Annotated in this window: 22 protein-coding genes; 9 read left to right on the forward strand and 13 right to left on the reverse strand. The window is 71.3% G+C overall.

Annotated features, from left to right (window positions below; all coding sequences use genetic code 11):
• Positions 1 to 103: 103 nt before the first annotated feature.
• Positions 104 to 577, reverse strand: coding sequence for an SRPBCC family protein (locus tag ACRDSK_RS01350; RefSeq protein WP_431437990.1), 474 nt, complete (start codon positions 575 to 577; stop codon positions 104 to 106).
• A gap of 33 nt (positions 578 to 610) precedes the next feature.
• Between ACRDSK_RS01350 and ACRDSK_RS01355 the strand changes: the two genes are divergently transcribed.
• Positions 611 to 1,489, forward strand: coding sequence for an oxidoreductase (locus ACRDSK_RS01355; RefSeq protein WP_431437991.1), 879 nt, complete (start codon positions 611 to 613; stop codon positions 1,487 to 1,489).
• Between the two features lie 133 nt (positions 1,490 to 1,622).
• Here the strand turns inward: ACRDSK_RS01355 and uvrA are convergent, their stop codons facing one another.
• Positions 1,623 to 4,478: an excinuclease ABC subunit UvrA gene (gene uvrA / locus ACRDSK_RS01360; protein WP_431437992.1), complete on the reverse strand. Its 2,856-nt coding sequence runs from the start codon at positions 4,476 to 4,478 to the stop codon at positions 1,623 to 1,625.
• Positions 4,479 to 4,692: 214 nt separating this feature from the next.
• Between uvrA and ACRDSK_RS01365 the strand changes: the two genes are divergently transcribed.
• A complete protein-coding gene (locus ACRDSK_RS01365) occupies positions 4,693 to 5,493 on the forward strand; it encodes a maleylpyruvate isomerase family mycothiol-dependent enzyme (RefSeq protein ID WP_431437994.1) in 801 nt (266 codons plus the stop codon).
• Here the strand turns inward: ACRDSK_RS01365 and ACRDSK_RS01370 are convergent.
• Positions 5,476 to 6,027, reverse strand: coding sequence for a DUF1349 domain-containing protein (locus ACRDSK_RS01370; RefSeq protein WP_431437995.1), 552 nt, complete (start codon positions 6,025 to 6,027; stop codon positions 5,476 to 5,478). The two genes, ACRDSK_RS01365 and ACRDSK_RS01370, sit on opposite strands and share 18 nt — an antisense overlap.
• A 46-nt stretch (positions 6,028 to 6,073) precedes the next feature.
• Between ACRDSK_RS01370 and ACRDSK_RS01375 the strand changes: the two genes are divergently transcribed.
• Together ACRDSK_RS01375 and ACRDSK_RS01380 are read left to right on the forward strand one after the other, a co-directional pair.
• Positions 6,074 to 6,751, forward strand: a complete 678-nt coding sequence (locus tag ACRDSK_RS01375) for an MBL fold metallo-hydrolase (RefSeq protein ID WP_431437996.1) — start codon at positions 6,074 to 6,076, stop codon at positions 6,749 to 6,751.
• A complete protein-coding gene (locus ACRDSK_RS01380; RefSeq protein ID WP_431437997.1) occupies positions 6,730 to 7,530 on the forward strand; it encodes a class I SAM-dependent methyltransferase in 801 nt (266 codons plus the stop codon). The genes ACRDSK_RS01375 and ACRDSK_RS01380 overlap by 22 nt, the downstream gene beginning before the upstream one ends.
• Here ACRDSK_RS01380 and ACRDSK_RS01385 read toward each other — a convergent pair.
• Complete coding sequence (locus ACRDSK_RS01385; RefSeq protein WP_431437998.1) at positions 7,517 to 8,068, reverse strand: DoxX family protein; 552 nt, start codon at positions 8,066 to 8,068, stop codon at positions 7,517 to 7,519. The two genes, ACRDSK_RS01380 and ACRDSK_RS01385, sit on opposite strands and share 14 nt — an antisense overlap.
• Before the next feature lie 70 nt (positions 8,069 to 8,138).
• The gene (locus ACRDSK_RS01390; RefSeq protein WP_431437999.1) at positions 8,139 to 8,828 is read right to left on the reverse strand and encodes a DUF429 domain-containing protein; all 690 of its coding nucleotides are present in this window, start codon (positions 8,826 to 8,828) and stop codon (positions 8,139 to 8,141) included.
• 169 nt (positions 8,829 to 8,997) lie between these two features.
• Between ACRDSK_RS01390 and ACRDSK_RS01395 the strand changes: the two genes are divergently transcribed.
• Positions 8,998 to 9,372, forward strand: a complete 375-nt coding sequence (locus tag ACRDSK_RS01395) for an FKBP-type peptidyl-prolyl cis-trans isomerase (protein ID WP_431438000.1) — start codon at positions 8,998 to 9,000, stop codon at positions 9,370 to 9,372.
• On the opposite strand, the gene ACRDSK_RS01400 is transcribed toward ACRDSK_RS01395, so the two are convergent.
• Positions 9,369 to 10,091 carry an alpha/beta fold hydrolase gene (locus ACRDSK_RS01400; protein ID WP_431438052.1) on the reverse strand — a complete coding sequence of 241 codons (723 nt, stop codon included), beginning with the start codon at positions 10,089 to 10,091 and terminating at the stop codon, positions 9,369 to 9,371. The two genes, ACRDSK_RS01395 and ACRDSK_RS01400, sit on opposite strands and share 4 nt — an antisense overlap.
• A 43-nt stretch (positions 10,092 to 10,134) precedes the next feature.
• Between ACRDSK_RS01400 and ACRDSK_RS01405 the strand changes: the two genes are divergently transcribed.
• Complete coding sequence (locus ACRDSK_RS01405) at positions 10,135 to 11,442, forward strand: cytochrome P450 (protein ID WP_431438001.1); 1,308 nt, start codon at positions 10,135 to 10,137, stop codon at positions 11,440 to 11,442.
• Between the two features lie 54 nt (positions 11,443 to 11,496).
• Here ACRDSK_RS01405 and ACRDSK_RS01410 read toward each other — a convergent pair whose 3' ends face one another.
• Positions 11,497 to 12,039, reverse strand: a complete 543-nt coding sequence (locus ACRDSK_RS01410; RefSeq protein WP_431438002.1) for a hypothetical protein — start codon at positions 12,037 to 12,039, stop codon at positions 11,497 to 11,499.
• A gap of 173 nt (positions 12,040 to 12,212) precedes the next feature.
• Positions 12,213 to 13,670 (reverse strand): MFS transporter, encoded by a 1,458-nt coding sequence (locus tag ACRDSK_RS01415; protein WP_431438003.1) that lies wholly within the window; start codon positions 13,668 to 13,670, stop codon positions 12,213 to 12,215.
• A 111-nt stretch (positions 13,671 to 13,781) separates the two neighbouring features.
• Here ACRDSK_RS01415 and ACRDSK_RS01420 point away from each other — a divergent pair, with 111 nt between their 5' ends.
• Positions 13,782 to 15,020, forward strand: coding sequence for a nitric oxide synthase oxygenase (locus ACRDSK_RS01420; protein WP_431438053.1), 1,239 nt, complete (start codon positions 13,782 to 13,784; stop codon positions 15,018 to 15,020).
• Here ACRDSK_RS01420 and ACRDSK_RS01425 read toward each other — a convergent pair.
• Positions 14,993 to 17,038, reverse strand: a complete 2,046-nt coding sequence (locus ACRDSK_RS01425; RefSeq protein WP_431438004.1) for a beta-propeller domain-containing protein — start codon at positions 17,036 to 17,038, stop codon at positions 14,993 to 14,995. The two genes, ACRDSK_RS01420 and ACRDSK_RS01425, sit on opposite strands and share 28 nt — an antisense overlap.
• A gap of 59 nt (positions 17,039 to 17,097) precedes the next feature.
• On the opposite strand from ACRDSK_RS01425, the gene ACRDSK_RS01430 reads away from it, so the two are divergent.
• Positions 17,098 to 17,733 carry a uridine kinase gene (locus ACRDSK_RS01430; RefSeq protein ID WP_431438005.1) on the forward strand — a complete coding sequence of 212 codons (636 nt, stop codon included), beginning with the start codon at positions 17,098 to 17,100 and terminating at the stop codon, positions 17,731 to 17,733.
• On the opposite strand, the gene ACRDSK_RS01435 is transcribed toward ACRDSK_RS01430, so the two are convergent.
• The 3 genes from ACRDSK_RS01435 to ACRDSK_RS01445 are packed head-to-tail and all read right to left on the reverse strand — an operon-like array spanning position 17,730 to position 20,924.
• Positions 17,730 to 18,002, reverse strand: a complete 273-nt coding sequence (locus ACRDSK_RS01435) for a DUF4342 domain-containing protein (RefSeq protein WP_431438006.1) — start codon at positions 18,000 to 18,002, stop codon at positions 17,730 to 17,732. The two genes, ACRDSK_RS01430 and ACRDSK_RS01435, sit on opposite strands and share 4 nt — an antisense overlap.
• Before the next feature lie 20 nt (positions 18,003 to 18,022).
• Positions 18,023 to 19,519 carry an FGGY-family carbohydrate kinase gene (locus ACRDSK_RS01440; RefSeq protein WP_431438007.1) on the reverse strand — a complete coding sequence of 499 codons (1,497 nt, stop codon included), beginning with the start codon at positions 19,517 to 19,519 and terminating at the stop codon, positions 18,023 to 18,025.
• The gene (locus ACRDSK_RS01445; RefSeq protein ID WP_431438008.1) at positions 19,512 to 20,924 is read right to left on the reverse strand and encodes an L-fucose/L-arabinose isomerase family protein; all 1,413 of its coding nucleotides are present in this window, start codon (positions 20,922 to 20,924) and stop codon (positions 19,512 to 19,514) included. The genes ACRDSK_RS01440 and ACRDSK_RS01445 overlap by 8 nt, the downstream gene beginning before the upstream one ends.
• A 128-nt stretch (positions 20,925 to 21,052) precedes the next feature.
• Here ACRDSK_RS01445 and ACRDSK_RS01450 point away from each other — a divergent pair, with 128 nt between their 5' ends.
• Positions 21,053 to 22,048 carry a LacI family DNA-binding transcriptional regulator gene (locus ACRDSK_RS01450; protein WP_431438009.1) on the forward strand — a complete coding sequence of 332 codons (996 nt, stop codon included), beginning with the start codon at positions 21,053 to 21,055 and terminating at the stop codon, positions 22,046 to 22,048.
• Positions 22,049 to 22,120: 72 nt separating this feature from the next.
• Here ACRDSK_RS01450 and ACRDSK_RS01455 read toward each other — a convergent pair whose 3' ends face one another.
• Complete coding sequence (locus tag ACRDSK_RS01455) at positions 22,121 to 23,128, reverse strand: substrate-binding domain-containing protein (protein WP_431438010.1); 1,008 nt, start codon at positions 23,126 to 23,128, stop codon at positions 22,121 to 22,123.
• Positions 23,129 to 23,145: the final 17 nt, after the last annotated feature.

Below are 23,145 nucleotides of genomic sequence, written 5' to 3' on the forward strand. Positions count from 1 at the left end.
GGGCGCTCCCCGGCCGGCCCGCGCGGCGCGGATCGTGGCCGGGCTCGCGCACGGTGTCCAGCTGGACTGGGCGTTGGCGCCGTCCGGAAAGCTGCGGGACCGGCTACGCGCCGACCTGCGGGCGGTGCTGGAGGGGTGGCGATAGGTAGCCGCGAAGCCCGCGTTGGCCGCGCCACATCATGGCGGCGTGGTTGGCGCGAAAGATTGGCCGGGCGACCGGGGCGAGGGTGCGCAGCAGCGGCTTGTTGACCACGACGCGCTGGTCGATGGCGAGCCGGGCGCCGGTGGTGTGGGTGTCGACGACGCCTTCGCAGTAGCCCTCGAGGTCGCCGGTCATGTCGACGCGGAGGCGGCCGGCGGCGTGGTCCTGCTCGGCGCGGTGGAGGCGGAAGGTGAGGGCGTAGGGCAGGACCGCGCGGCAGGTGAGCTCGGCGGTGTCGGCGTCGAGCTGGTGAACCGTGCGGATGTCCGGCCACCACTGGGGCCAGTTGATCAGGTCGACGAGCACGTCGAACACACGGGCCGTGGGCGCGGAGACGGACCAGACGTCCCGGAACCGGTATTGGTTGAGCGACACATCATCGAGTATGCCCGCGACTAGAGTGCCGCCATGGCGAAGTGGACCGCGGCGGACATTCCTGACCACAGTGGACGCACCGCGATCGTGACCGGCGCGAACAGTGGCATCGGCCTGGTGACCGCGCGCGAGCTGGCCCGGTCGGGCGCAAGAGTGATCATGGCGTGCCGGGACGTGACGAAGGGTGTCGAGGCCGCGGCCGCACTGCCCGGCGACGTCGAGGTGAGAGAGCTGGACCTGGCCGACCTGACCTCGATCCGCACGTTCGCGAAGTCCGTGACCGACGACGTGCACCTGCTGATCAACAACGCCGGTGTGATGGCCACCCCGCAGCGCCGCACAGCGGACGGCTTCGAGCTGCAGTTCGGGACGAACCACCTGGGCCACTTCGCGCTGACGGGCCTGCTGCTGCCGCGCCTGCTGGATCGCGTGGTGACGGTGTCGAGCACGATGCACCGGATCGGCCGGATCGTGCTGGACGACCTCAACTGGGAGCGCCGGCGGTACAACCGCTGGCCGGCGTACGGTCAGTCGAAGCTGGCCAACCTGCTGTTCACCTACGAGCTGAGCCGCCGGCTCGACGAGGCCGACTCACCCCTGCGAGCGACGGCCGCGCACCCGGGGTACGCGTCGACGAACCTGCAGTCCCACACGGAGTCCTTCCAAGACTGGTTCATGGCGATCGGCAACCGGATCGTCGCGCAGAGCGCGACCATGGGCGCGTTGCCGACGCTGTACGCCGCCGTGGCCGACGTACCCAACGGAAGCTTCGCCGGCCCGGGCGGGCTCTTCGAGCAATACGGCCACCCGAAGGTGGTCGGCTCGTCGAAGGCGTCGCGAGACACTTCGGTGGCTCGGCAGCTTTGGGAGCGGTCGGCTTCGCTGACCGGGGTTGAGTATCGGTTCAGCTGAACGGGTCGACCATCCCAGCCGCGCCGGAACAACAACGGCCCGCAACCCGCAAGCTCAAGCCGCACCAATGGGAACCCGCCGCGCCCAGGCACACCCCGCCCCCGGACCCACCAACCTCACCCCGAGCGAGACCTCAAGCCAGAACGTGCTTGAGGAACTGCCCCGTGTAACTCTCCTCGACGTCGATGAGGTCCTCCGGCGTCCCCTCAGCGATCACCAAGCCGCCGCCGGACCCGCCTTCCGGACCCATATCCACGATCCAGTCGGACGTCTTGATCACGTCCAGGTTGTGTTCGATGACGATGACCGTGTTTCCCTTGTCCACCAGGCCGTTGATGACGTCGATCAGCTTGCGGATGTCCTCGAAGTGCAGGCCGGTGGTCGGCTCGTCCAGGACGTACACGGTCTTGCCCGTCGAGCGCTTCTGGAGCTCGGACGCCAACTTCACTCGCTGCGCCTCGCCGCCCGACAGGGTCGGGGCCGGCTGGCCCAGCCGGACGTACCCGAGCCCCACGTCGACCAGCGTGCGCAGGTGGCGGTGGATCGCCTTGATCGGCTCGAAGAACTTCTCCGCCTCCTCGATCGGCATGTCGAGGACCTCGGAGACCGTCTTCCCCTTGTAGTGCACCTCCAGCGTCTCCCGGTTGTACCGGGCGCCCTTGCACACCTCGCACGGCACATACACGTCCGGCAGGAAGTTCATCTCGATCTTGATGGTGCCGTCGCCCGCGCACGCCTCGCAGCGGCCGCCCTTGACGTTGAACGAGAACCGGCCCGGCTGGTAGCCGCGGACCTTCGCCTCCGTCGTGGCCGCGAACAGCTTGCGCACGTGGTCGAACACGCCCGTGTACGTCGCCGGGTTGGACCGCGGCGTGCGGCCGATCGGCGACTGGTCGACCCGCACCAGCTTGTCCACCTGGTCGAGCCCGCGCACCCGGGTGTGCCGACCCGGCACCTGCCGCGCGCCGTTCAGCTTGTTCGCCAGCACGGTCGCGAGGATGTCGTTGACCAGCGTCGACTTACCCGACCCGGACACTCCGGTGACCGACACCAGGCAGCCGAGCGGGAACGACACGTCGATGCCCCGCAGGTTGTGCTCGCGCGCGCCGACCACGGTCAGCTGCCGCTTGTGGTCGGCCGGGCGGCGCATCGACGGCACCGGGATCGCCATCCGTCCGGCGAGGTACGCGCCGGTGAGCGACTCCTTGTTCTTCAGCAGCTTCGCGAACGGTCCACTGTGGACGATCTTGCCGCCGTGCTCCCCCGCCCCCGGGCCGATGTCGACCACCCAGTCGGAACCGCGGATGGTGTCCTCGTCGTGCTCGACGACGATCAACGTGTTCCCGAGGTCGCGCAGTCGGAGGAGCGTCTCCATCAGCCGGTGGTTGTCCCGCTGGTGCAGGCCGATCGACGGCTCGTCGAGCACGTACAGCACGCCGACCAGCCCGGACCCGATCTGCGTCGCGAGCCTGATCCGCTGTGCCTCGCCACCCGACAGGGTGCCCGACGCGCGGTCGAGCGAGAGGTAGTCGAGGCCCACGTCGAGCAGGAACCGCAGCCGCGCCTGGATCTCCTTGAGCACCGCGCCCGCGATCATCGTCTCGCGGCGGCCGAGCGACATCCCGTCGAGGAACTCCGCGCACTCGGCGATCGACAGCGCCGAGACCTCCGCGATGGACCGCGCGCCGTGCTTCTTGTGCGCGAGGGTGACCGCGAGGATCTCCGGCTTGAGGCGCGTGCCCTGACACGACGGGCAGGGCACCTCCCGCATGTAGCCCTCGTACTTCTCCCGCATGTAGTCGGACTCGGTCTGCTCCTGGCGCCGCTCCAGGAACGGGATCACGCCCTCGTAGTTGGCGTAGTACGAGCGCTCGCGGCCGTACCGGTTGCGGTACCGGACGTGCACCTGCTCGTCGATGCCGTGCAGCACCGCCTTCTGCGCCTTGGCGGTCAGCCGCCGCCACGGCATGTCCATGCGGAACCCGACCGTCTCGGCCAGGGAGCCGAGCAGCCGGATGAAGTAGTCGGCCGTCTGCCCGCCGGCCCACGGCGCGATGGCCCCGTCCGCGAGGCTCAGCTCGTCGTCCGGCACCACCAGCTCGGGATCGACCTCCTGGCGGACGCCGATGCCGGTGCACGCCGGGCAGGCGCCGTAGGGCGAGTTGAAGGAGAACGAGCGCGGCTCGAGGTCCTCGATGGCGAGCGGGTGGCCGTTGGGGCACGCGAGGTTCTCGGAGAAGCCGCGGGTGCGCGCCGGGTCGTTGTCCGGCAGGTCGACGAACTCCAGCTCGATTAGCCCGTCGGCCAGGCGCAGCGCGGTCTCGACCGAGTCGGTCAGCCGGCGCTTGGCCGACGGCTTGACCGTGAGCCGGTCGATCACCACCGCGATGTCGTGCTTCTCCTGCTTCTTCAGTGTCGGCGGCTCGGTGAGCTGGTACACCGCGCCGTCGACCCGGGCGCGCGAGTAGCCCTGCGACTGCAGCGAGGAGAACAGGTCGACGTACTCCCCCTTGCGGCCGCGGATGACCGGCGCGAGCACCTGGAAGCGGACGCCGTCCTCCATCGCCAGCACCTGGTCGACGATCTGCTGCGGGGTCTGCTTGCTGATCGGCTCGCCACACTGCGGGCAGTGCGGCTTGCCGGCGCGGGCGAAGAGCAGGCGGAGGTAGTCGTAGACCTCGGTGATCGTGCCGACCGTCGACCGCGGGTTGCGGCTGGTGGACTTCTGGTCGATGGACACCGCCGGCGACAGGCCCTCGATGAAGTCGACGTCCGGCTTGTCCATCTGGCCGAGGAACTGCCGGGCGTAGGCCGACAGCGACTCGACGTACCGGCGCTGGCCCTCGGCGAAGATCGTGTCGAACGCCAGGCTCGACTTGCCGGAGCCCGACAGCCCGGTGAAGACGATCATGCTGTTCCGGGGCAGGTCGAGATCCACGCCGCGCAGGTTGTGCTCCCTGGCGCCGCGAACAACGAGGCGGTCAGCCACTGAAGTCCCTTCGGAGATGCCGCTTTGGATCGGTCACCCGCAGGTCAGACGGTTCCCGCGGTGGCCGAGGCCATGCTAGGACGGCGCACCGACAATTTCTGCGGCGGACGTCCGAGGCGATCGGCTATCCCAGGTGGGCGCTGCTCACCTAGGCTGGGGAGACCAGGTCTGGTGCAAAGCCCATTCTGAACTACCGACTCGCGGGGATGGCGGTATGACTGGCTCCAGCATCTCATCGAAAGCGTCCGTGCGGCACACCGTGCCCGAGCAGCGCCGCGCGCACGAACGGTCGGCCGCGGCCGAGGCCAGGCGATGTCTGGCCGACGTCCGGGCGGCCACCGAGAGACTGGACCAGGCCGTCGGGGAGCTGGACGACCGGCGGATGCACCAGCCCAGCCTGCTTCCCGGGTGGACCCGGGGACACGTGATCACCCACCTCGCCCGCAACGCGGACGCCTTCGTGAACCTGCTCACGTGGGCGCGGACCGGGGTCGAGCACCCGATGTACCAGAGCAACGCCGACCGCGACGCGGACATCGAGGAAGGCGCCCACCGCCTCGCCCAGGTCGTGCACGAGGACCTGCGCGCGGCGAGCGACCGGTTCGCGGACGCCGGCGAGCGGCTGACGGACTCGCAGTGGCTCGCGTCGGTCGCCGGCCGCGGCTCGACGGTCTTCCCGGCGGCGAACATCCCGTCGATGCGGCTGTTCGAGCTGTGGGTGCACCTCGTCGACCTCGACGTCGACTTCGGGTTCGCCGACATCCCGGACGAGCAGGTCGAGGCGATGCTCGGCAGCGCGGTCTCGCGGCTCGTCGGCCGGCCGGACGGGCCGTCGGTGCACCTGACGGTGACGCTGCCGGACGGCGAGGAGCGGGTCTGGGACCTCGTCGGCGGGCTCGAGGGCGAGCCGCATCCGGTGTCCGGCAAGGCGGCGCCGGTGCTGGCGTGGCTGACCGGGCGCGGGGACGGCCAGCAGCTCGACGGCGACGTGCCGGTGCTACCCGCGTGGGGCTAGCTCGACGTTCGTGAACGTGGTCGGGAAGCCGCGGCCGGTGGGCGAGGCCGCCATGACGCCGGCCAGGACTTTGCCGGCCGGCGGCAGGTAGGCGAGGCGCAGCAGCGTGGTCGGCTCCGCGCCGTCGAGTCCGTAGGTGATCGTCACGGTGTCACCGGAGCGGTCGGCCTTGATCGTGACGGTGTCCGGCTGGGCGACCGGGGCCACCGACCAGTCGGAGAAGCCTCTGGTCACGACCGCGGAGATCTGCTGCTGACCGTCGACGAGCTCGATGCCGCTCTTGATCCAGTTCTCCTCGTCGACGCGGATGGCGATGCCGGCCTGGTCGTACTGCTCGCGGTAGTCGCCCGCGAAGGTGGCGGTGAGGGTGAAGTCGACCTCGAGGGTCGCGCCCAGGATGTGACCGGAGTCGCGGACGAAGCCGTAGTGAGTGGTGCGCCAGAAGTCGGTTTCCGGGTCTGTCGTGACAGTGAGCGTGTCGCCTTCGGCGGTCCAGGTGGCCGGTTCGTTGAGCCAGGTCCAGCCCTTGGTCATGTCGCCATGCTGTCAGGCTGTCGGTGCGGCGCGCTATGGTCGCGATGTGGATGTTGTCGAGGACTACAGCGGTCACGTCGAGCCGGGTGGGTCTGCCGCGCGGCGGACCTTGGACGCGCTGACCATCACGAAGATCTCCGTCGGACCGATGGACAACAACGCCTATCTGCTGGTGTGCCGGGCCACGCAGGAGGCGCTGCTGATCGACGCCGCGAACGAGCCGGAACGCCTGTCGGACCTCATCGGGCACGACGACAACCGCCCCACGCTGCGCACGATCGTCACCACCCACCAGCACCAGGACCACTGGCAGGCGCTGGGCGCGGTGGCCGGGGCGTACGGCGCGAACACGATCGCGCACGAGCTGGACGCGGAGCCGCTGCCGGTGCCGCCGGACCGCCTGGTCGCGCACGGCGACACGGTGGCGGTCGGCGACTGCTCGCTGGAGGTCATCCACCTGCGCGGCCACACGCCGGGCTCGGTGGCGTTGGTGTATCGGGACCCGGCCGGCCACCCGCACCTGTTCACGGGTGACTCGCTCTTCCCGGGTGGCGTCGGGAAGACGATGTCGCCGGAGGACTTCGCGTCGCTGGTCGACGACGTGTCGGCGCGCCTGTTCGACTACCTGCCGGACGACACGTGGTTCTACCCGGGTCACGGTGACGACTCGACGCTCGGTGAGGAGCGCCCCAAGCTCGGCGAATGGCGCGAACGGGGCTGGTGAACGAGTTCCGCCGGTCACTGGTGACCGGCTGGGGAATCGGCGCCGGTGCCTCGGTGCTCGAGATCGGCTGCGGCCAAGGCGAGATGACTGCGGCGCTGGCCGAGGCGGTCGGGCCGCGGGGACGGGTCGTCGCGGTGGACTCCGCCGGGCCGGACTACGGGTCGCCGACGACCATCGGCGAGGCGACGGCCGATCTGTCGGCCGGTCCGCTCGGTACGCGCGTGGACGTGCGGCTGAGCTTCGACGTGCTCGCCAACGATTTCCCGGACGACGAGTTCGACCACGTCGTGCTCGCGCACAGCTCGTGGTACTTCGCGTCCCTCGATCAGCTGCGGGCCACCCTCGACGCGGTCCGGTCGTGGGCGCCCGTCCTGTGCTTCGCGGAGTGGGACCTCAGGCCCGGCGACGCGAGGCAGTTGCCGCACCTGCTGGCCGTGCTGATCCAGGGTCAGCTGGTGGCGAGCGGTCTGACCGACGGCTGGAACGTCCGCACGCCGTTCTCCCGAGAGGCCCTGCTGCGCCTCGCGGCGGCGACCGGTTGGGAGGTGGACGAGGTTCGCGCGGTGGACACGGCCGGTCTGCCGGACGCCGACTGGGAGATCAGGGCGTGCCTCGACCTGGCGTCGCGCTCGCTGGGCGAACGCACCGAGCCGGCCCACGACCTGCTCGTGAGCCAGCTCGACGTGCTTCGCTCGGTCGCCGCCGCGTCGGGCAACCGGCCGTTGCCCGCCTACCAACTCGTCGGGCGGCGGCGGAGTGTCGGGGTCAGCCCGGGGTGAGGGCCCGCACCTTGCCCTGAACGGTGCTCGCGGCACCCTGGACCTTGCCGGTCGCCGTCCCGGCCGCACCCTGAACCTTGCCGGTGGCGCGGTTCGCCGCGTGCTTCGTGCGCCACGCGACCGACGGCTTGCCGTGCGTGTCACCCGCAGCGATCATCAGGCCGCCCAGCAGGCCCAGGTTCTTGAAGAAGTGGATCTGCTGCGCGGAGCGCTCCTGCGGGTCCTCGTACTCCCAGAACCGGTGGGCGGCCGCGGTCGTCGGGACCAGCGTGCCGGCGAGCAGCAGTGCGGCGAGCCGCGGGAACTTGTTCAGCGCCAGCGCGATGCCGGCGCCGATCTTGATCGCGGCGTCGAGCTTGACGAGGGTCTCCGTGTCGGTCGGCACCTGGTCCGGGACCTTGTCCCCGACCTGCTCCCGCGCCTTGTCGAGCATCGGCTCGGCGGTCTGCATCGGCGGCTTGGGGTTGCGCAGCGAGTCGATGCCGCCGGACACGAATACGGCCGCCAGCAGCGGGCGGGCGATCCGGCGCATGATCATTGTCTTGCCTCTCTCTGGGCGTCCGTTGCCCCGGACGTACCCACTCCGCGCCGTTTCACTCCCGGCCGGGCTACCGCCAGATCGCGCTGTGCACGCCGTCGGTGAAGGTCTCCGGCGTCGCCGGCAGCGAGGTGGCCGTGCCCTGGTTGACCCGCCGCGCGGTCCAGGCGGCGACGGCCGCGTCGAGGACGTCGTCCACGTTCGCCCGCGCGCCGGCCTCGCCGATGTCGCCGATCGTGATGCCGATGTCGGTCAGCAGCCGGTGCCGCAGCCGCGCGCCGGTCCAGGTGTGCTTGCGGGCGTCGAGCGGCGCGCCGGCGAGGGTGGCGAAGCTGACCTCGGGGTGGACCTCGACGACGTCGCAGGGCGCGTTCGGCAGCCAGAGGTCGACCTCGCGCACCTTGGGCAGCAGGCCGAACGCCTGGATCGACATGCCCTCGCCGACCCGCTCGCGGTTGTGCGCGCTGGCGCTGCCGTGGTCGGCGAAGTCGAGGGTGCCGCGGACCGGCGTGTAGAAGACCGACGACGCCAGCTGGCCGACCGCCCGGCGGGCCTCGACGTCGGCCCGCCGCCGGGTGTTGTCGGGGAGGCCGATGGGGATGTCGATGGCGATCACCGCGAGCTCGCCGTCGGCCCAGGCGGCCGTGACCAGGTCGGTGATGGTGCGGGTCTGGTAGGCGTCGACGCGGTCACCGTCCAGCGCGATGCCGATCCAGCCTGCCCGGCAGGCGTCCACGCCGAGAACGCGTTCGGTGCTCATGCCGAGTTATCGCGCGAACGGCACGGAACGTGTTGCTCCTCAATGGATAGACACGGTCCGTGATCCACCGTTGACAGAGGTGGTCTGGCGGGCGGGGTTCTCGCTGCCGGTTGAGTGGGTGGCTGGTTGGATGAGCCGGGTAGCAACGAGAAACCAGAAGGAGAACCGCATGGCTCTCGAGAAGCCCGTAGTCGACCCGGTCGACGGGCCGCCGCCCGCTGACCTCGTCGTCGAGGACCTCACCGTGGGCGACGGGGACGAGGCACGGCCCGGTCAGCAGGTGAGCGTCCACTACGTGGGCGTCGCGCACTCGTCCGGTGAGGAGTTCGACGCCTCCTGGAACCGCGGCGCGCCGTTCAGCTTCCCGCTCGGGGGCGGCCGCGTGATCGCCGGCTGGGACCGCGGCGTGGCCGGCATGAAGGTCGGCGGCCGGCGCAAGCTCGTCATCCCGCCGCACCTCGGGTACGGCGACCGCGGCGCCGGCGGCGCCATCAAGCCCGGTGAGACCCTCGTCTTCGTCGTCGACCTGCTGGGCGTCAGCTAGGCGAGCCGGTCGAGCAGCGGCCACAACGCCGACGGGTTCTCGACGTGGGCGTTGTGGCCGACGCCGGCCAGCTCGACCGCGTCGGCACACAGCTCACGCAGGTGCGCCGGCGGCGACATCGGATCCGTCTCTCCCGACGCGAGCACCACCGTCGCCCGGCACGCCGCCAGCAGGCCCGCCATGTCCGGCGCGCCGACCCCGAACGCCGCCCCGTCCAGCGCGAGCCGCCAGCCGTCGGACGCCGACACCACGCCGGCCTCGAGAGTCGACACCTTCCCGTGCAGGCCCGCCACTCGAAGCGCGCGGTCCAGAGCCTCCTCGCGGGAACCGAACGTCTTCGCGGGCTTCGCGGCCAGCGACGCCGCCTTGGCCAGCTCGTCGGGCGACCACCGGACCTTGATCCCCAGCCCGCACACCCCCGACACCGGCACGCCGAACCAGCCGCTCCCGAGCGCCAGCCCCAGCACGCCGCCGAGCGAGTGGCCCAGCACGGCAACCGGTCGCCCCGGCTCGAGCGCCGCCGCGACCGCCGCGGTCAGTGAACCGAACGAGTACCGCAGCAACGGCTCCGACCGGCCGTGCCCCGGCAGGTCCGGCACCAGCACCGTCCCCGGCCACCGGCCGTCGAGCGACGACACGAGCCCGTCCCAGACCGCACCGGTCGCGCCGAGTCCGTGCAGCAGCAGGAGAACCGGGTCGCCGTCGCCGTGCCTCGCCATGTACACGCCCATGATCCTGCCGTACCGGTAGCAGAATGGCGGCATGTCCGCCGACACCGACGTGATCGTCGACCCCGACACCTACCTGACCGGCGTGCCGCACGAGAGGTTCGCCCGGCTGCGCGCGGAGTCGGCCGTGGTGTGGATGGACGAGCCGGCCGTCGACCAGTGGCCGGCCGGGCCCGGGTTCTGGGGTGTCGTCCGGCACGCCGAGGTCAAGGAGGTCATGCGCAACGCCGCGGTGTACTCCTCCCACCTGGGTGCCACGCAGATCTCCGACCCGCCGGACCAGGCCACGCTCGCCTTCGTCCGACAGATGATGCTCAACCAGGACCCGCCCGAGCACTCCCGCCTGCGCAAGCTGCTGACCCGGGCGTTCACCCCGCGCGCGATCGCGCGGCTCGAGGACCGGATCTCCGGCTGGGCCCGCGACCTCGTCACGAACGTCGCCGACCGCGGGCAGTGCGACTTCGCCACCGACATCGCCGCCGACCTGCCGCTGCTCACGCTCGCCGAGCTGTTCGGCGTGCCCGGCGAGGACCGGTGGCTGATGTTCGACTGGAGCAACCGGGTGATCGGCTACCAGGACCACGAGTACGCGGTCTCCGCGAAGGCCGGCGAGGGCTCGACGGAGATGGCGCGACGCGCGCTCGCGTTGCGGCCCGAGCCCGACGCGGCCGGCCGGCTGCCCGACCAGCGCACCCGCGCCGGCATGCCCGACCTCTACGCCTACGCCCACGACCTCGGCGAGTACAAGCGGCGCAACCCCGGCGACGACATCATGTCCAACCTCATGCGCGAGATCGACGACGCCGGCGGCAACGTGAGCATCGGCGAGTTCGAGAACCTCTTCTGGCTGTTCTCCGTGGCCGGCAACGAGACCCTGCGCAACTCGCTGCCCGGCGGCATGTTCGCCCTCATGTCCAATGTGGACCAGTATCGGAAGCTGCGCGCGGACCGCACGCTGCTGCCGAAGGCGGTCGACGAGATGATGCGCTGGTGGTCGCCCGTCATGCGGTTCCGTCGAACGGCCACAGTGGACACCGAGCTCGGCGGTACGCGGATCCGGGCCGGCGACAAGATCGTGGTCTGGTTCTCCTCGGCAAACCGCGACGAGCGCGCGTTCACCGAGCCGGACCGCTTCGACGTCACCCGGGAGGCGAACGACCACCTGGGCTTCGGCCACGGGCCGCACTACTGCATCGGCGCGCACCTCGCGAAGGTGCAGATGCGGGCGCTGTTCACGGCGCTGTTCGACATCCTCGGCGAGGTCGAGCCCGCGGGCGAGCCGGTGCGGCTGCGGTCGAACTTCCAGAACGGGATCAAACACCTGCCGATCCGTTGGGCCTGAACAGAACGGCGCCCCCGGGCCATGGGGGCCGGGGGCGCCGTGAGCGCGATCAGCTCAGCAGCCGCCGCAGTTGTAGTACGTCACGTCCCAGTGGTTGCCCTCTTTGTAGTAGATGTTGCCCGAGCCGGACTGCCACTTGCTTCCACCGATGTAGGTGAAGGTGCCCTGCACGTAGTTGTTGACGCACGTGCTGAGGCTGTAGTCCAGCTTGTAGCCGTTCCAGTGGCTGTAGGTGCCGCTGGCGTGACCGGTCTCGGTCCCGCCGGTGACGTTCAGCGCACAGCCGCTGGCCGACTTGAGCGTCTGGGCTCCCTGGATCGTGGCGAGGTTGACCTGCTCGAACGACGTGCAGGTCGGGTTGTTGCGGTCGCTGCAGTTGCCGCTGGACGACCACGTGATGCCCGACGAGCGCAGCCGCGAGGTCGCGTCGCCGTGGCTGAGCTTGGTGACCAGCACCTCCACCGAACCGGCGGGGGCGTCGAACACCGGGTCTTGCTCGCCCGGCTGGACCGACGCCTGCGCGGCGGCGGTCGAGACCAGCAGGGCGGTCGCGGCCGACGCGGCCACGACGAGCGCTCGGATTACCAGTTTTCGCATCGATCTCTCCGTCCCTTGGCCGACGGGCACGCGCGGGCGAACCGCCGACGCGAGAACGCCGGCCACATACATCAGGAATTGAGCGACGAAGCGGCCCTCGGACCGCGGCGACAGGGTGCGCAGGGGACTGCCATCGCGGCCGGCAAGAACGCCTCCGCACACGAGAATAGTTGTTATTGACCAGATGCCATAGAGTGTGTGGGGAAATTTTCCAACTCGTTGTTCCCACGATTCCCACGGAAATCGACGACGGCCAACACGAGCGCGACGAGCACCAGCAGCACGGCCGCGAACAGCGCCACCGCGAGCCCGGCGGGATAGCCGGAGCCGCCGACCATCGCGTGGAACAGCGCGGCGAGCACCGCGACGCCGATCGCCGTGCCGACGCGCTGCCCGGTCTGCAGCACGCCGCTCGCCACGCCGGCCATCCGGGTCGGCACGCAGGACAGCGTGATCGTGGTGTTCGGCGCGATCACCGCTCCCCCGCCGACCCCGGCGACGAGCAGCGGCGGGGTGATCCAGAGCAGCAGGTGCGCCGGTTCGACCAGCAGCGTCAGGAGCCCGACCGTGCCGAGCCCGACGGCGACCGCGGCGAGCCCGGCGATCGTCAGCCGCCGCCCCCACCGGTCGACCAGCCGCCCGGCGAGCCACGCGGACACCGCCGAGCCGAGCGCGAACGGCGTCACCGACAGGCCGGACTCCAGCGGCGAGTAGCCCAGCCCGTCCTGGAAGAAGACGGCGAACACGAGCCAGATGCCGGCGAAGCCGCAGAAGTACACGGCACCGATGGCCATGCCGGCCGCGTACCCCGGCGTGACCGTGAACAGCCGCAGGTCCACCAGCGGCGCGCGCCCGACGGCGACCCGGCGGCGCTCCCAGCGCAGGAACGCGTAGCCGAGCGGCGCGGCCGGGAGGAACAGCCACCAGAACCGTTGCAGCCCACCGGCGTCGGACTGGACGATCGGGAACAGCACGCACAGCACGGCCAGCCCGAGCAGCACGATGCCGGCGACGTCGATGTCGGTGGAGACGTCGCGGCGCGGGATCGCCGGCACGAACAACCACGTGAGCACGAGCGTGAGCAGTCCGAACGGGACGTTGACGAGGAACACCCAGCGCCAGCCGTCCGGCTCGCCGAACGCGGCGAGGATCACCCCGCCGATCACCGGGCCAGCCGCCGTGGACAGCCCGATCGTGGCGCCGAGCAGACCGAACGCCCGGCCGCGTTCGGGGCCGCGGAACAGGTCCTGGATCAGCCCGCCGTTCTGCGGGGTCACCAGCCCGGCGAACAGGCCCTGCAGCAGCCGGGCGAGGATCAGCAGGAGCAGCGAGGGCGCGAGACCGGCCAGCACGCTTGTGAGCACGAACCCGGTCAGCGCGCCCAGGTACATCCGGCGCCGGCCGAACGCGTCGCCGAGCCGACCGCCGGCGACCAGCGACAGCCCGAACGTCAGCGGGTAGCCGGACACGACCCACAGCACGCCGCTCGCCGAGGCGTCGAGGCCCTGTTGGATGGACGGCACCGCGACGGTCACGATGCTCACGTCGAGCAGGATCATGAACCCGCCGGCGAGCGTCACCGCCAGCGCTCGCCAGCGCCGCGGGTCTTCACCGGGTGGGTAGTCGGTCACCACTGATGTCTACCCGCAGTGGACCGTCGCCACCATTCCCGAGGCCGTTCACCCACTGGGGCACCACTGCTGGTCCCGCCGGGTTCAGGCTAGGCCGATCCGGTATGACCAATTCGATCACGATCAGATCACGGTAGGTTCTCGCGCGTGACCGAGGTCGACGAGGCGGTCGAGTTCATCAGGCTGTTCCACGCGGAGAACCCCGACGCCGGCTGCCCCGCACGGCGCGTCGAGTGGGTGCGCGCGGAGATCGAGCTCACCGGCAGCTACCAGCACACCAGCGCGGAGCTCGCGTTCGGCGCCCGGGTGGCGTGGCGCAACAGCGCGCGCTGCATCGGCCGGCTCTACTGGCGCAGCATGAAGGTCCGCGACCTGCGCGCGATCCGCGAGCCGGCGGAGGTCGCCGGGCAGTGCGTCGAGCACCTGCGCATCGCCCACAACCGCGGCAAGATCCGCCCGGTGATCACCGTTTTCGCGCCGGACCGTCCCAGCCGACCCGGCCCGCGGATCTGGAACGAACAGCTCATCCGCTACGCCGGCTACGGCCAGCCGGACGGCACGGTCCGCGGCGACCCGCGGTACGTGCGGTTCACCGAGGCGCTCATCCGCATCGGCTGGCGCCCGCCGGCGAACCCGGGACCCTTCGACGTCCTGCCGCTCGTGGTGTCCGACGGCGCCGAGACCCACCTGGCCACGCTCCCCCGCGACGCCCTCGCCGAGGTGCCGCTGCACCACCCCGACCTGCCGTGGTTCGCCGAGCTCGGGCTGCGCTGGCACGCGGTGCCGGCGATCAGCAACCTGCGGCTGTCGATCGGCGGGGTGAGCTATCCGGCCGCGCCGTTCAGCGGCTGGTACCTGGGCACCGAGATCGGCGCGCGCAACTTCGCCGACCACGACCGCTACGACGTGCTGCCCGAGGTGGCCGCGCGGATGGGGCTCGACACCAGTCGGGCGCAGACCCTGTGGCGCGACGCCGCGCTCGTCGAGGTCAACCGCGCGGTGCTGCACTCGTTCGCCGCGGCCGGCACGACGATCAGCGACCACCACACCGAGTCCGCCCGGTTCCTCAGGCACCTGGAGAAGGAGGAGGCCGCCGGGCGGACGTGCCCGGCGGACTGGAGCTGGATCGTGCCGCCGATGTCCGGCGCGCTCACCCCGGTGTTCCACCGCTACTACGACAACGAGCATCTCAAGCCGGAGTTCGTCGCGGACGACGAGGGCCGGCGGGCCGCGATCGAGGGCGTGGCGCCGCCGCTGGCCGGGCCCGCGCCGGAGCTGGTCAGTCCGATGTGGACCTATCTCCGACGCGGGCCCGTGGCCGCTCAGGTGAAGGGCAGCCAGGCCACCTGAGTCAGCCGGTCGAGGTCGCTGACGAGCATGCCGGCCTGCGACACCGTCCACAGCTCGTCGCCGATCACCAGCGCGCGGCGCGGGGCGAACCCGACCGCACCCTCGTGGCGCAGCGTGCCGACCTGGGTCAGCGTGTCACCGGACACCCTGAGCACGACCGCACCCGTGCCGGGCGCCGCCGGGTCCGACATGACCGCCATCGGGAGCACCACGAGGTTCTTTTCCGGCCAGTACAGGAAGGCGTGCGGGTCACCCTCCACTTCGGAGTGTCCGCCGTCGAAGTGGACCTGGCTGAGCCGCTTGGCGCCGCGCTGGTTCGACGTGTCGAACAGCGAGACCTGGGTGCCGGTGGTCGAGCCCTGGACGGTCGCCTCCTGACCGACGCCCAGCAGTCGGCCGTCCCCGACCGGGTGTAGGTACGCCGAGTAGCCGGTGATCTTCAGCTCCCCGGTGACCCGCGGCCGGGACGGCTCCGACAGGTCCACTGTGTACAGCGGGTCGGTCTGCCGGAACGTCACCACGTAGGCGGTGTCGCCGAGGTAGCGCACCGCGTAGATGCGCTCGCCCTTGCCGAGCCCGTCGATCCGACCCACCTGGGCGAGCTCGTTGCCGCGCCGGGTGAGCACGCTGACCATGCTGTGCGACTCCGCTTCCATACCGCCGACCGTGGTGGCCACCCGCAGGTGACCCTCGTGCTCGGACAGCGAGTACTGGTTGAGCAGTCCGCCGTCGACGCCGCCGGACGCGACGTGCCGCGGCCGGCCCGACCCGGAGATGTCGAACTGGTAGATCTCGGTGCGCTGGCCGCCGTCGGGCGCCGGGCGCTCGGTCGGGCCGCCGCCGTGGGCGAAGTGGTCGTCGGCGACGTAGAGGTTCGTGCCGGTGCCGTACACGGTGTTGCCGTCGGCCGCGATGCTGATCGGGGTGCCGGTGCCGAGCTGGCGGCGCAGGTCGAGGGTGAGCACCGTCAGCAGGCCGCTGCCGGTGTACTGCTCCGGGTGGCTCACCGCTGTGCAGTCGACCAGTTCGCCGGAGCTGAGGTGCCCACCGGCGGCGAGCTGGTAGCGCGGCAGCCAGTCCGAAATGGACGAAGACTCGACGATGCCGTGGTTCTCCTCCTCGGCGTCGTCGACCGAGCGGCCGGCGTCCGGGTAGGTGAACTTCAACCGCGGCGTGGAGCGCACGACGACCCGGGCGACCGTGCCGACCTGGCGGGCGTCGAGGTAGCTGCCCTCGACCGCGAGCGTGCCGAGCACCTGGCCCGCGCCGGTGAGGTCGACGAGCACGAGTTGTGAACCGAAGGCCGGGTCCACCGGCGGCGTGTCGATCGGCGGGCTGGCACCCGGTTCGGGGCTGGGCTTGGCGTCGGGCACCGGCTCGACCGGGGCCGGCTCGGGCACGATGCCGCCGTCGCGCGGCGTCGGCATGGCCACCCCCGACGAGGTGAGCACGAGCGCGCGGTCTCCGGAGATCAGCAGCTGCGTGGCGTACCCGCTGGGCAGCGCGAGCCTGGCGGTCTGCTTGTGCGAGGCCGCGTCCACGACCCGCAGCTGGCCGTCGACGATGCTGACCACCCGGCGGCCGTCGGTCTTGACGATGTCCGGCTCGTCCACATCGGACTCGTAGTTGTTGGTACCCGAATGCCCGGGCGCCGGCTCCGGTGCGGCCGCCTTGTCCTGGGCCGAGGCGGCCGCATCGCCCTCGCGTGGCGCCGCGCCGTCCGCCTGCATCTCGCCGTCCGGAAGGCTGCCGCCACCTCGGGCGACGTCGCCTTCGCCGTAGCCGCCGCCCCACCCGTACGGGCCGACGTTCGGCAACGCCGCCGCCTTCAGCTCGCTCAGCGCGGAGTCGCACGAGTCGTAGGCGACGAGCGAGATCGCCCCCGGCTCGACGTCCTGGCGCCGCTCGCCGTCGGCCATCCCGACGACCACGGCCGTGCCGGCAACCCCGACACCCAATCCCACCACCAGGGCGGCGGCGATCGCGAGCCGCGGCCAGCTGGGTAAGTCCTTCTCCATGCCGACAGGACGGAGCCCTTGGGGGAAAGCGTTGCACGCGAACTGGTTGACTCCACCCCGTGCGAGACGAACTCCTCTCCGCGATCGCGGGCGAGATCCTGACCCGCTCGGCGCGCCGGGTCGCGATCGACGGCGTGGACGGCGCCGGCAAGACCCGCTTCGCCGACGAGCTGGCCGGTGCGCTGACCGACCGCGGCGCGCCGGTGGTCCGCGCGTCGGTCGACGGCTTCCACCGGCCGCGGTCCGATCGGCACCGGCGCGGCCGGACCTCGCCGGAGGGCTTCTTCCGCGACTCCTTCGACTACCCGAGGCTGGTCGAGCTGCTGATCGAACCGCTCGGACCGGGCGGCTCCGGCCGGTTCGTCCGCGCCGTGCACGACGTGCGCGCCGAGTCGCCGCTGGAATTGGCGCAGGAGTCGGCCGAGCCCGGCGCGATCCTCGTGCTGGACGGCATCTTCACCCACCGCCCGGAGCTCGCCCGGTTCTGGGACTACTCCGTCTGGCTCGAGGTGCCGTTCGCCGTCTCGATCCCGCGCGTCGCGGCGCGCGACTACGCCGACCCCGACCCGCTCGCCGAGTCAAACCGCCGCTACGTCGAGGGCCAGCGGCTCTACCTCGCCGAGTGCGACCCGCGCTCGCGCGCCACGGTCGTCGTCGACAACGCCGACCTCGCCCGCCCGGTGATCGTGACCTAGCTGTCCTCTTCGGACTCTTCGTCGACGACCACCGGCTCGGTGCGCTCCACCTCGAGCCGCCAGCCGCCCGCCAGCGCGAGCGCCGACGCGGCCGCCGTGATCATCGGGGCGAGCAGCGCGACCACCACCCCCACCGCCACCGGGACGTCGAGCACCGTGCGTCCCTCGCCGTTGCGCACCACGATCCGCCGGACGTTGCCCTCGCGGATGATCTGGTCGATCTTCTCCGACAGCGCCCGCGCGCTGAACCCTTCCGCTTCGCTTGGCACGCGGTCGAGCGTAGTACGGCTCAGGCCCGGTCCGCCGCGTGTTGCTCGGCCGCGAGGAAGTGCGCGACGTCCACCGTCGCCGGGTAGAGGTCGCGGTAGCGGCGGTAGAACTCGTCGTACCGCCCCGGCGAGGCCGGCATCACCGTGTGGTCGGGCGGGTTCCACGCGGCCGGGTCGACGTCGACACCCGTGGCGCCGGCGGCGAGCAGCGCGTCGCCGAGGCAGGCCCCGACGGTCTCGGTCGGCACCTGCTGCTCCTCGCCGGTCACGTCCGACACGATCTGGGTCCACAGCCCGCCCTGCGTACCGCCGCCGACCGCCACCAGCCGCTGCGGCCGTCCGCCCGCCTCGCGCATCACCTCGAGGTTGTGCCGCACGCCGTAGGCGATGCCCTCCAGCGCCGCGCGGTAGAGCTCCGCCCGCCCGTGCTCCAGCGTCAGCCCGGCGATCACGCCGCGCGCGTCCGGGTCGAAGATCGGCGTGCGCTCGCCGGCGAAGTACGGCAGCAGCAACAGGCCCCGGCTGCCGGCCGGCACCGCCGCGGCCTCCTCGACCAGCGTGGCGAACTCGCCGCCGACCAGCCGGCGCAGCCAGTCGGTGACCGCGCCCGAGGTCGCCATCCCGGCGGCCAGCGACCGGGTGCCGGGGTACACGCCGCTCGTCGTCCACAGCCCGGGATGCGGGCTGGGCGAGGAAAGCACCTGGATGAGGAACATCGTGGTGCCGTACATGACCATGACGTCGCCCGGTTCGCGGACGCCGACGCTGGTCGCCTCGGCCCAGGCGTCGACCGTGCCGGCGGTGACCGGCAGACCCCGCGGCAGGCCGGTCTCCCGCGCGGCCTGCGCGGTGACCGAGCCGACGACCTCCGTGGGCCAGGCCAGCTCGGGCAGCGGCAGCCCGGGCGCGACCGCGGCGGCCCAGTCGGGAGCCCAGCCGAGCGCGTCCTGGTCGTACATGGGGTCGCACTGGCTCGCCGAGTGGTGGTCGAGCACGTAGCGGCCGGTCAGCCGGTGGACCAGGTACGAGCTCGCCATCAGCAGCATCTCGGTGCGTGCGTAGACGTCCGGCTCGTGCCGGGCGAGCCAGCGGATCTTCGGGCCGACCGCCTGGCTGGACAGCGGGGTCCCGCCGCGGCGCAGGATCTCCTCGGCGCCCAGCTCCTCGGTCAGCTCGGCGATCTCGGCGCCGGCCCGGGTGTCGACGCCGTACAGGATGGCGGGACGAAGCGGCCGCCCGGCGCCGTCCGCGGGCAGCAGGCACGGCCCGATCCCGCTGACCGCGAGCCCGGCGAGCGGGCCCTCGGCGGCCTTCTCGGCGGCCGCGACCAGCTCTCGCGTCAGCGCGCGGAAGTCCGCCCACCACACCTCGTCCGCGTCGTGCTCGACCCAGCCGGGATGCGGGGTGGCCGTCCGGTGCTCGCGGCTCGCCCTGGCCAGCACCCTCCCCTGGCCGGTGACGAGCACGCCCTTCGAGCTGGACGTGCCGATGTCGACGCCGAGGAACAGGTCAGCCACGGGTGAACTCGTCCAGCGTGATGTCCAGCAGCTCGCACACCGCGCGCAGCTCGGGCCGCCGGTCGCCGGGCACCGCGTGGATGTGGTTGGCGCCGAAGCGGGACAGGAACACCTCGGCGGGCGCGTCGAGCCGGGCGAACGCGTGCGGCCACTCCGGCGTCGACATGTTCATCAGGCTCGCGGTCGTGTCCTCGTCGTAGTTCTCGAACTCCCCGAGCATGAGCTGCAGGCGGTAGCGGCCGTCGTTGCGGGTCAGCCGGGCGAGGGTCATCTCACCGGGCGCGGCCACGTGCTGCACGGAGGCGCCGCCGGCCGGGAAGAAGAAGACCTCCGGGTAGAGGTGGACCTTGGCGAGGTTCTCGGCGGGGTCGTCGCTGCGCGCGGCGAACCAGGTGGCGTGCTGGCCGGAGTTGCACAGGTCCCAGATGTCGCGGTCGCCGTGGTAGTGCCGGACGTCGGCGAACAGCACCGGCGTGTGCGCGAGGTGCTTGAGGAGCTGCATGGTCAGCGCGCCGTCCATGTCGGCCTCGGTGGCGCAGACGTGCGGCTCCTTGGGCCCGTTCCAGTCGTACGGGTCGTTGAGGAACGCCTCGGCGACGTCCATGGTGGCGAAGTACTGGGTGAGCTCGGGTTGGCCCTTGATGCCGGTGAAGTCCAGGTGCCACTCGTCGATGAGCTCGCGCATCGCGAGGTAGGAGCCGACCTGGCGCTCGAGCAGCTCCTCGGTGAGCTTCTTGCCGTCGTAGTGCACGGTGGCGTGCTGCTCGAGCCACTGACGGGCCTTGGCCTTCTCCGTGGCGTCGGCGGCCTCGGCGCGGCGGACGATCTCCCACTGGTCGATCTCCTCGACGTCGACCCCGAACTGGCGCTGCCACTGGTCGGTGTTGGCGACCGCGGTGTTCATGCCCATCGGCCGGCCGCCGATCCGGCCGAAGGTCTGCCCGCGCAGCTTCGCGACCGCGCTCGCGGCGCGCGCCCGCACGCCGATGGCCCCGAGCAGGGCAGCGTCCTCGGGGTCGCCCCACAGCCGGGTGTGCGTGCGGCCGATCTGGTCGAGTGCGCCGCCCGCGGCGAGCATGCCGACCATGCCGGGCTGGACGGGGTCGATGTTGGCGAGCAGCACGAGCGGGCTCGTCAGCTGGCCGGCGGCGAGCATCGTGAAGTGCGGAAAGGCCCAGACGCAGTAGTGCAGGACGGTGAGGTCGACCTGCGCCGCCTCGACTTCGCGAGCCAGGCTCGTGGCGAGGGTGTTCGAGGAGACGGGCGCGCTCGCGCGGACCACCTCGTGGCCGGCCGCGGTCAGCCCGGCCACGAGCCGGTCCTCGTTGGCCACGATGAAGTCGGCGATGCCGCCGTGGACGTAGTCCCGCCCGTCCGAGATGTTGATCACGCCGATCCGGGCCACGGGTCCTCCTGAGCGCACTGCTTGCCTTGGCTGGAGTAATCGTTTTCTCATCGAAGCTATTCTGCCCTCCGGGGTGTGTCAATAGGGCCGGTAAGGTCGTGGTACGAGGGCGGAAAGCGAGGCGGTAGGTGTCGACCATCAGCGACGTTGCCTCCCGGGCGGGCGTCTCCACGGCGACCGTGTCCCGGGCGTTGAACGGCAAGTCCACAGTGGATCCCGAGCTCGCGGCTCGGGTACTGGCGGCCGCCGAGGAGCTCGGGTACCAGCCCAACGGGCCGGCGCGGAACCTGCGCCGGCAGGAGGCCGCGGTCCTGGCGCTGATCATCAGCGACGTGGAGAACCCGTTCTTCACGTCGATCGCGCGCGGGGTCGAGGACGTGGCGCACACGGTCGGGTACTCGGTGGTGCTCTGCAACGCGGACGAGAACACCGACAAGGAGCGCCGGTACGTCGACGTGGCGATCCAGGAGCGGGTGGCGGGCGTGATCATCTCCCCCACGTCGACCGCGACCAACGTCGACCGGCTGATCAACCGCGGGACGCCGCTTGTCGCGGTCGACCGCCCGCTGCCGGATCGCACCAGCGACACGGTGCTCGTGGACACCCGGGTGGCGGCCCGGCAGGCGACCGAGCATCTGCTGGCGCAGGGCTACGAGCGGATCGGCTGCATCACCGGGCCCGCGGGCGTCCGCACCGCCGAGGACCGGCTGGCGGGCTACCGGGAGGCGCTGCGTGGGGCGAAGGTCCGCTCGTCACCTCGGCTCGTGCGGCGGACGGAGTTCAAGGAGGCGGGCGCGGGTCGGGCGTGCGCGGAGCTGCTGGAGCAGTCCGAGCCCCCGGACGCCATCCTCGTGGCGAACAGCGCCATGGCGATCGGCGTGCTCGCGGCCCTGCGGACCCGCTCGCTGCGCCCGGGCGCGGACGTGGGCGTGGTCGCCTTCGACGACGTGCCGTGGGCCGGCCTGGTGGATCCCCCGCTGACCGTCGTGGCGCAGCCGGCGTACGAGATCGGCTCGGTGGCCGCACAGCTGCTGCTGGCCCGGATCACCGACAACGGCCGCGCACCTACGACGACCATGTTGGGGGCCAGGCTCATCGAGCGCGGCAGTTCTCGTCGAGACTGAAGGTGCGGCCGCGTCAGTAGTTGATGGTTGGGATTCGCCCGCGTCTTCGCGAACCCCAACCATCAACCGTGGTCAGCTGTTGGCTTCCGCGTAGGTCTCCTTCGCGTTCTCGACCGTGATCAGCTTCGTCTCCAGCGTTTGCGTCTTCGGCACCTCGTCGCAGTCGACCAGGATCTTCTTCGCCGTCTCCACCGCTTCCTTGCCCGCGGTCGGGTAGATCAGCGTCGCCGACAGGCGGCCCTCCTCCACGGCCTTGATGCCGCCCGACGGGATCGGCAGGCCGTCGATGCCGATGAACTTCATCGACTTCTCCTTGCCCGCCGCCTTCGCCGCCAGGTACGCACCCTCCGCCATCGGGTCGTTGTGCGCGTACAGCACCTGGATGTCGGAGTTCGCCTTGAACATCGCGTCCGCCTGGGCCTGGCCCTTCTCCCGCAGCCAGTCGCCGTCGGACGTCGCGACGATCTCGATGCCCGACCCCTCGATGCCCGCGCGGAAGCCGTCGCCGCGTTCCTTCGCCGGCGTGGCGCCCGCGAGGCCGCGGATCTCGCCGACCTTGCCGCCGTTGGGCAACAACTTCTCCGCCACGTACTCGCCGGCGGTCCGTCCGATCTCGACGTTGTCCGCGCCGATCCACGTGGTGTAGGCGTCCCCGTCCACCTTGCGGTCCAGCACGACGACCGGGATGCCCTTGTTGTAGGCCTTCGCCACGACCGCGGTCAGCGGGGTGGCCTCGTTCGGGCTGATGATCAGCAGGTCGATCTGTTTGGTGAGGAAGTTCTCCACATCGGACACCTGTTTTGCGTTGTCCTGCTGGGCATCGGCGAACTCCACGCTGAGCTGCGGCACCTCCTCGGCGGCAGCGCGGATGTCGTCGTCCATCCGCTGCCGGTAGGGCTCGGCAACGTTTGCCTGGCTCATCCCGATCGTGTACTCGCCGTCCGGTCCACCGCACTTCGCGCTGGCACCACCGGCGTCCTGCTGCTGGCCGCTGTTCTCACTGGTCGTTCCACATGCGACGGACAGAGTGAGCGCGGCGGCCGCGGTGAGCACGGTCGCCACGGCACGACGTCGGGCCATGTGTCTACCTTCTTTCT

Source organism: Actinophytocola sp., from assembly GCF_050699915.1.
In the GTDB taxonomy this organism is placed as follows: Bacteria; Actinomycetota; Actinomycetes; order Mycobacteriales; family Pseudonocardiaceae; genus Actinophytocola.

Bases quoted from the DNA above. Each gene is read 5' to 3' on its own strand.
- ACRDSK_RS01370 (WP_431437995.1), bottom strand. From the start codon at position 6,027: ATGACCAAGGGCTGGACCTGGCTCAACGAACCGGCCACCTGGACCGCC.
- ACRDSK_RS01365 (WP_431437994.1), top strand. From the start codon at position 4,693: ATGACTGGCTCCAGCATCTCATCGAAAGCGTCCGTGCGGCACACCGTG.
- ACRDSK_RS01385 (WP_431437998.1), bottom strand. From the start codon at position 8,068: ATGATCATGCGCCGGATCGCCCGCCCGCTGCTGGCGGCCGTATTCGTG.
- ACRDSK_RS01410 (WP_431438002.1), bottom strand. From the start codon at position 12,039: ATGCGAAAACTGGTAATCCGAGCGCTCGTCGTGGCCGCGTCGGCCGCG.
- ACRDSK_RS01355 (WP_431437991.1), top strand. From the start codon at position 611: ATGGCGAAGTGGACCGCGGCGGACATTCCTGACCACAGTGGACGCACC.
- ACRDSK_RS01390 (WP_431437999.1), bottom strand. From the start codon at position 8,828: ATGAGCACCGAACGCGTTCTCGGCGTGGACGCCTGCCGGGCAGGCTGG.
- ACRDSK_RS01400 (WP_431438052.1), bottom strand. From the start codon at position 10,091: ATGGCGAGGCACGGCGACGGCGACCCGGTTCTCCTGCTGCTGCACGGA.
- ACRDSK_RS01425 (WP_431438004.1), bottom strand. From the start codon at position 17,038: ATGGAGAAGGACTTACCCAGCTGGCCGCGGCTCGCGATCGCCGCCGCC.
- ACRDSK_RS01395 (WP_431438000.1), top strand. From the start codon at position 8,998: ATGGCTCTCGAGAAGCCCGTAGTCGACCCGGTCGACGGGCCGCCGCCC.
- ACRDSK_RS01455 (WP_431438010.1), bottom strand. From the start codon at position 23,128: ATGGCCCGACGTCGTGCCGTGGCGACCGTGCTCACCGCGGCCGCCGCG.
- ACRDSK_RS01405 (WP_431438001.1), top strand. From the start codon at position 10,135: ATGTCCGCCGACACCGACGTGATCGTCGACCCCGACACCTACCTGACC.
- ACRDSK_RS01380 (WP_431437997.1), top strand. From the start codon at position 6,730: ATGGCGCGAACGGGGCTGGTGAACGAGTTCCGCCGGTCACTGGTGACC.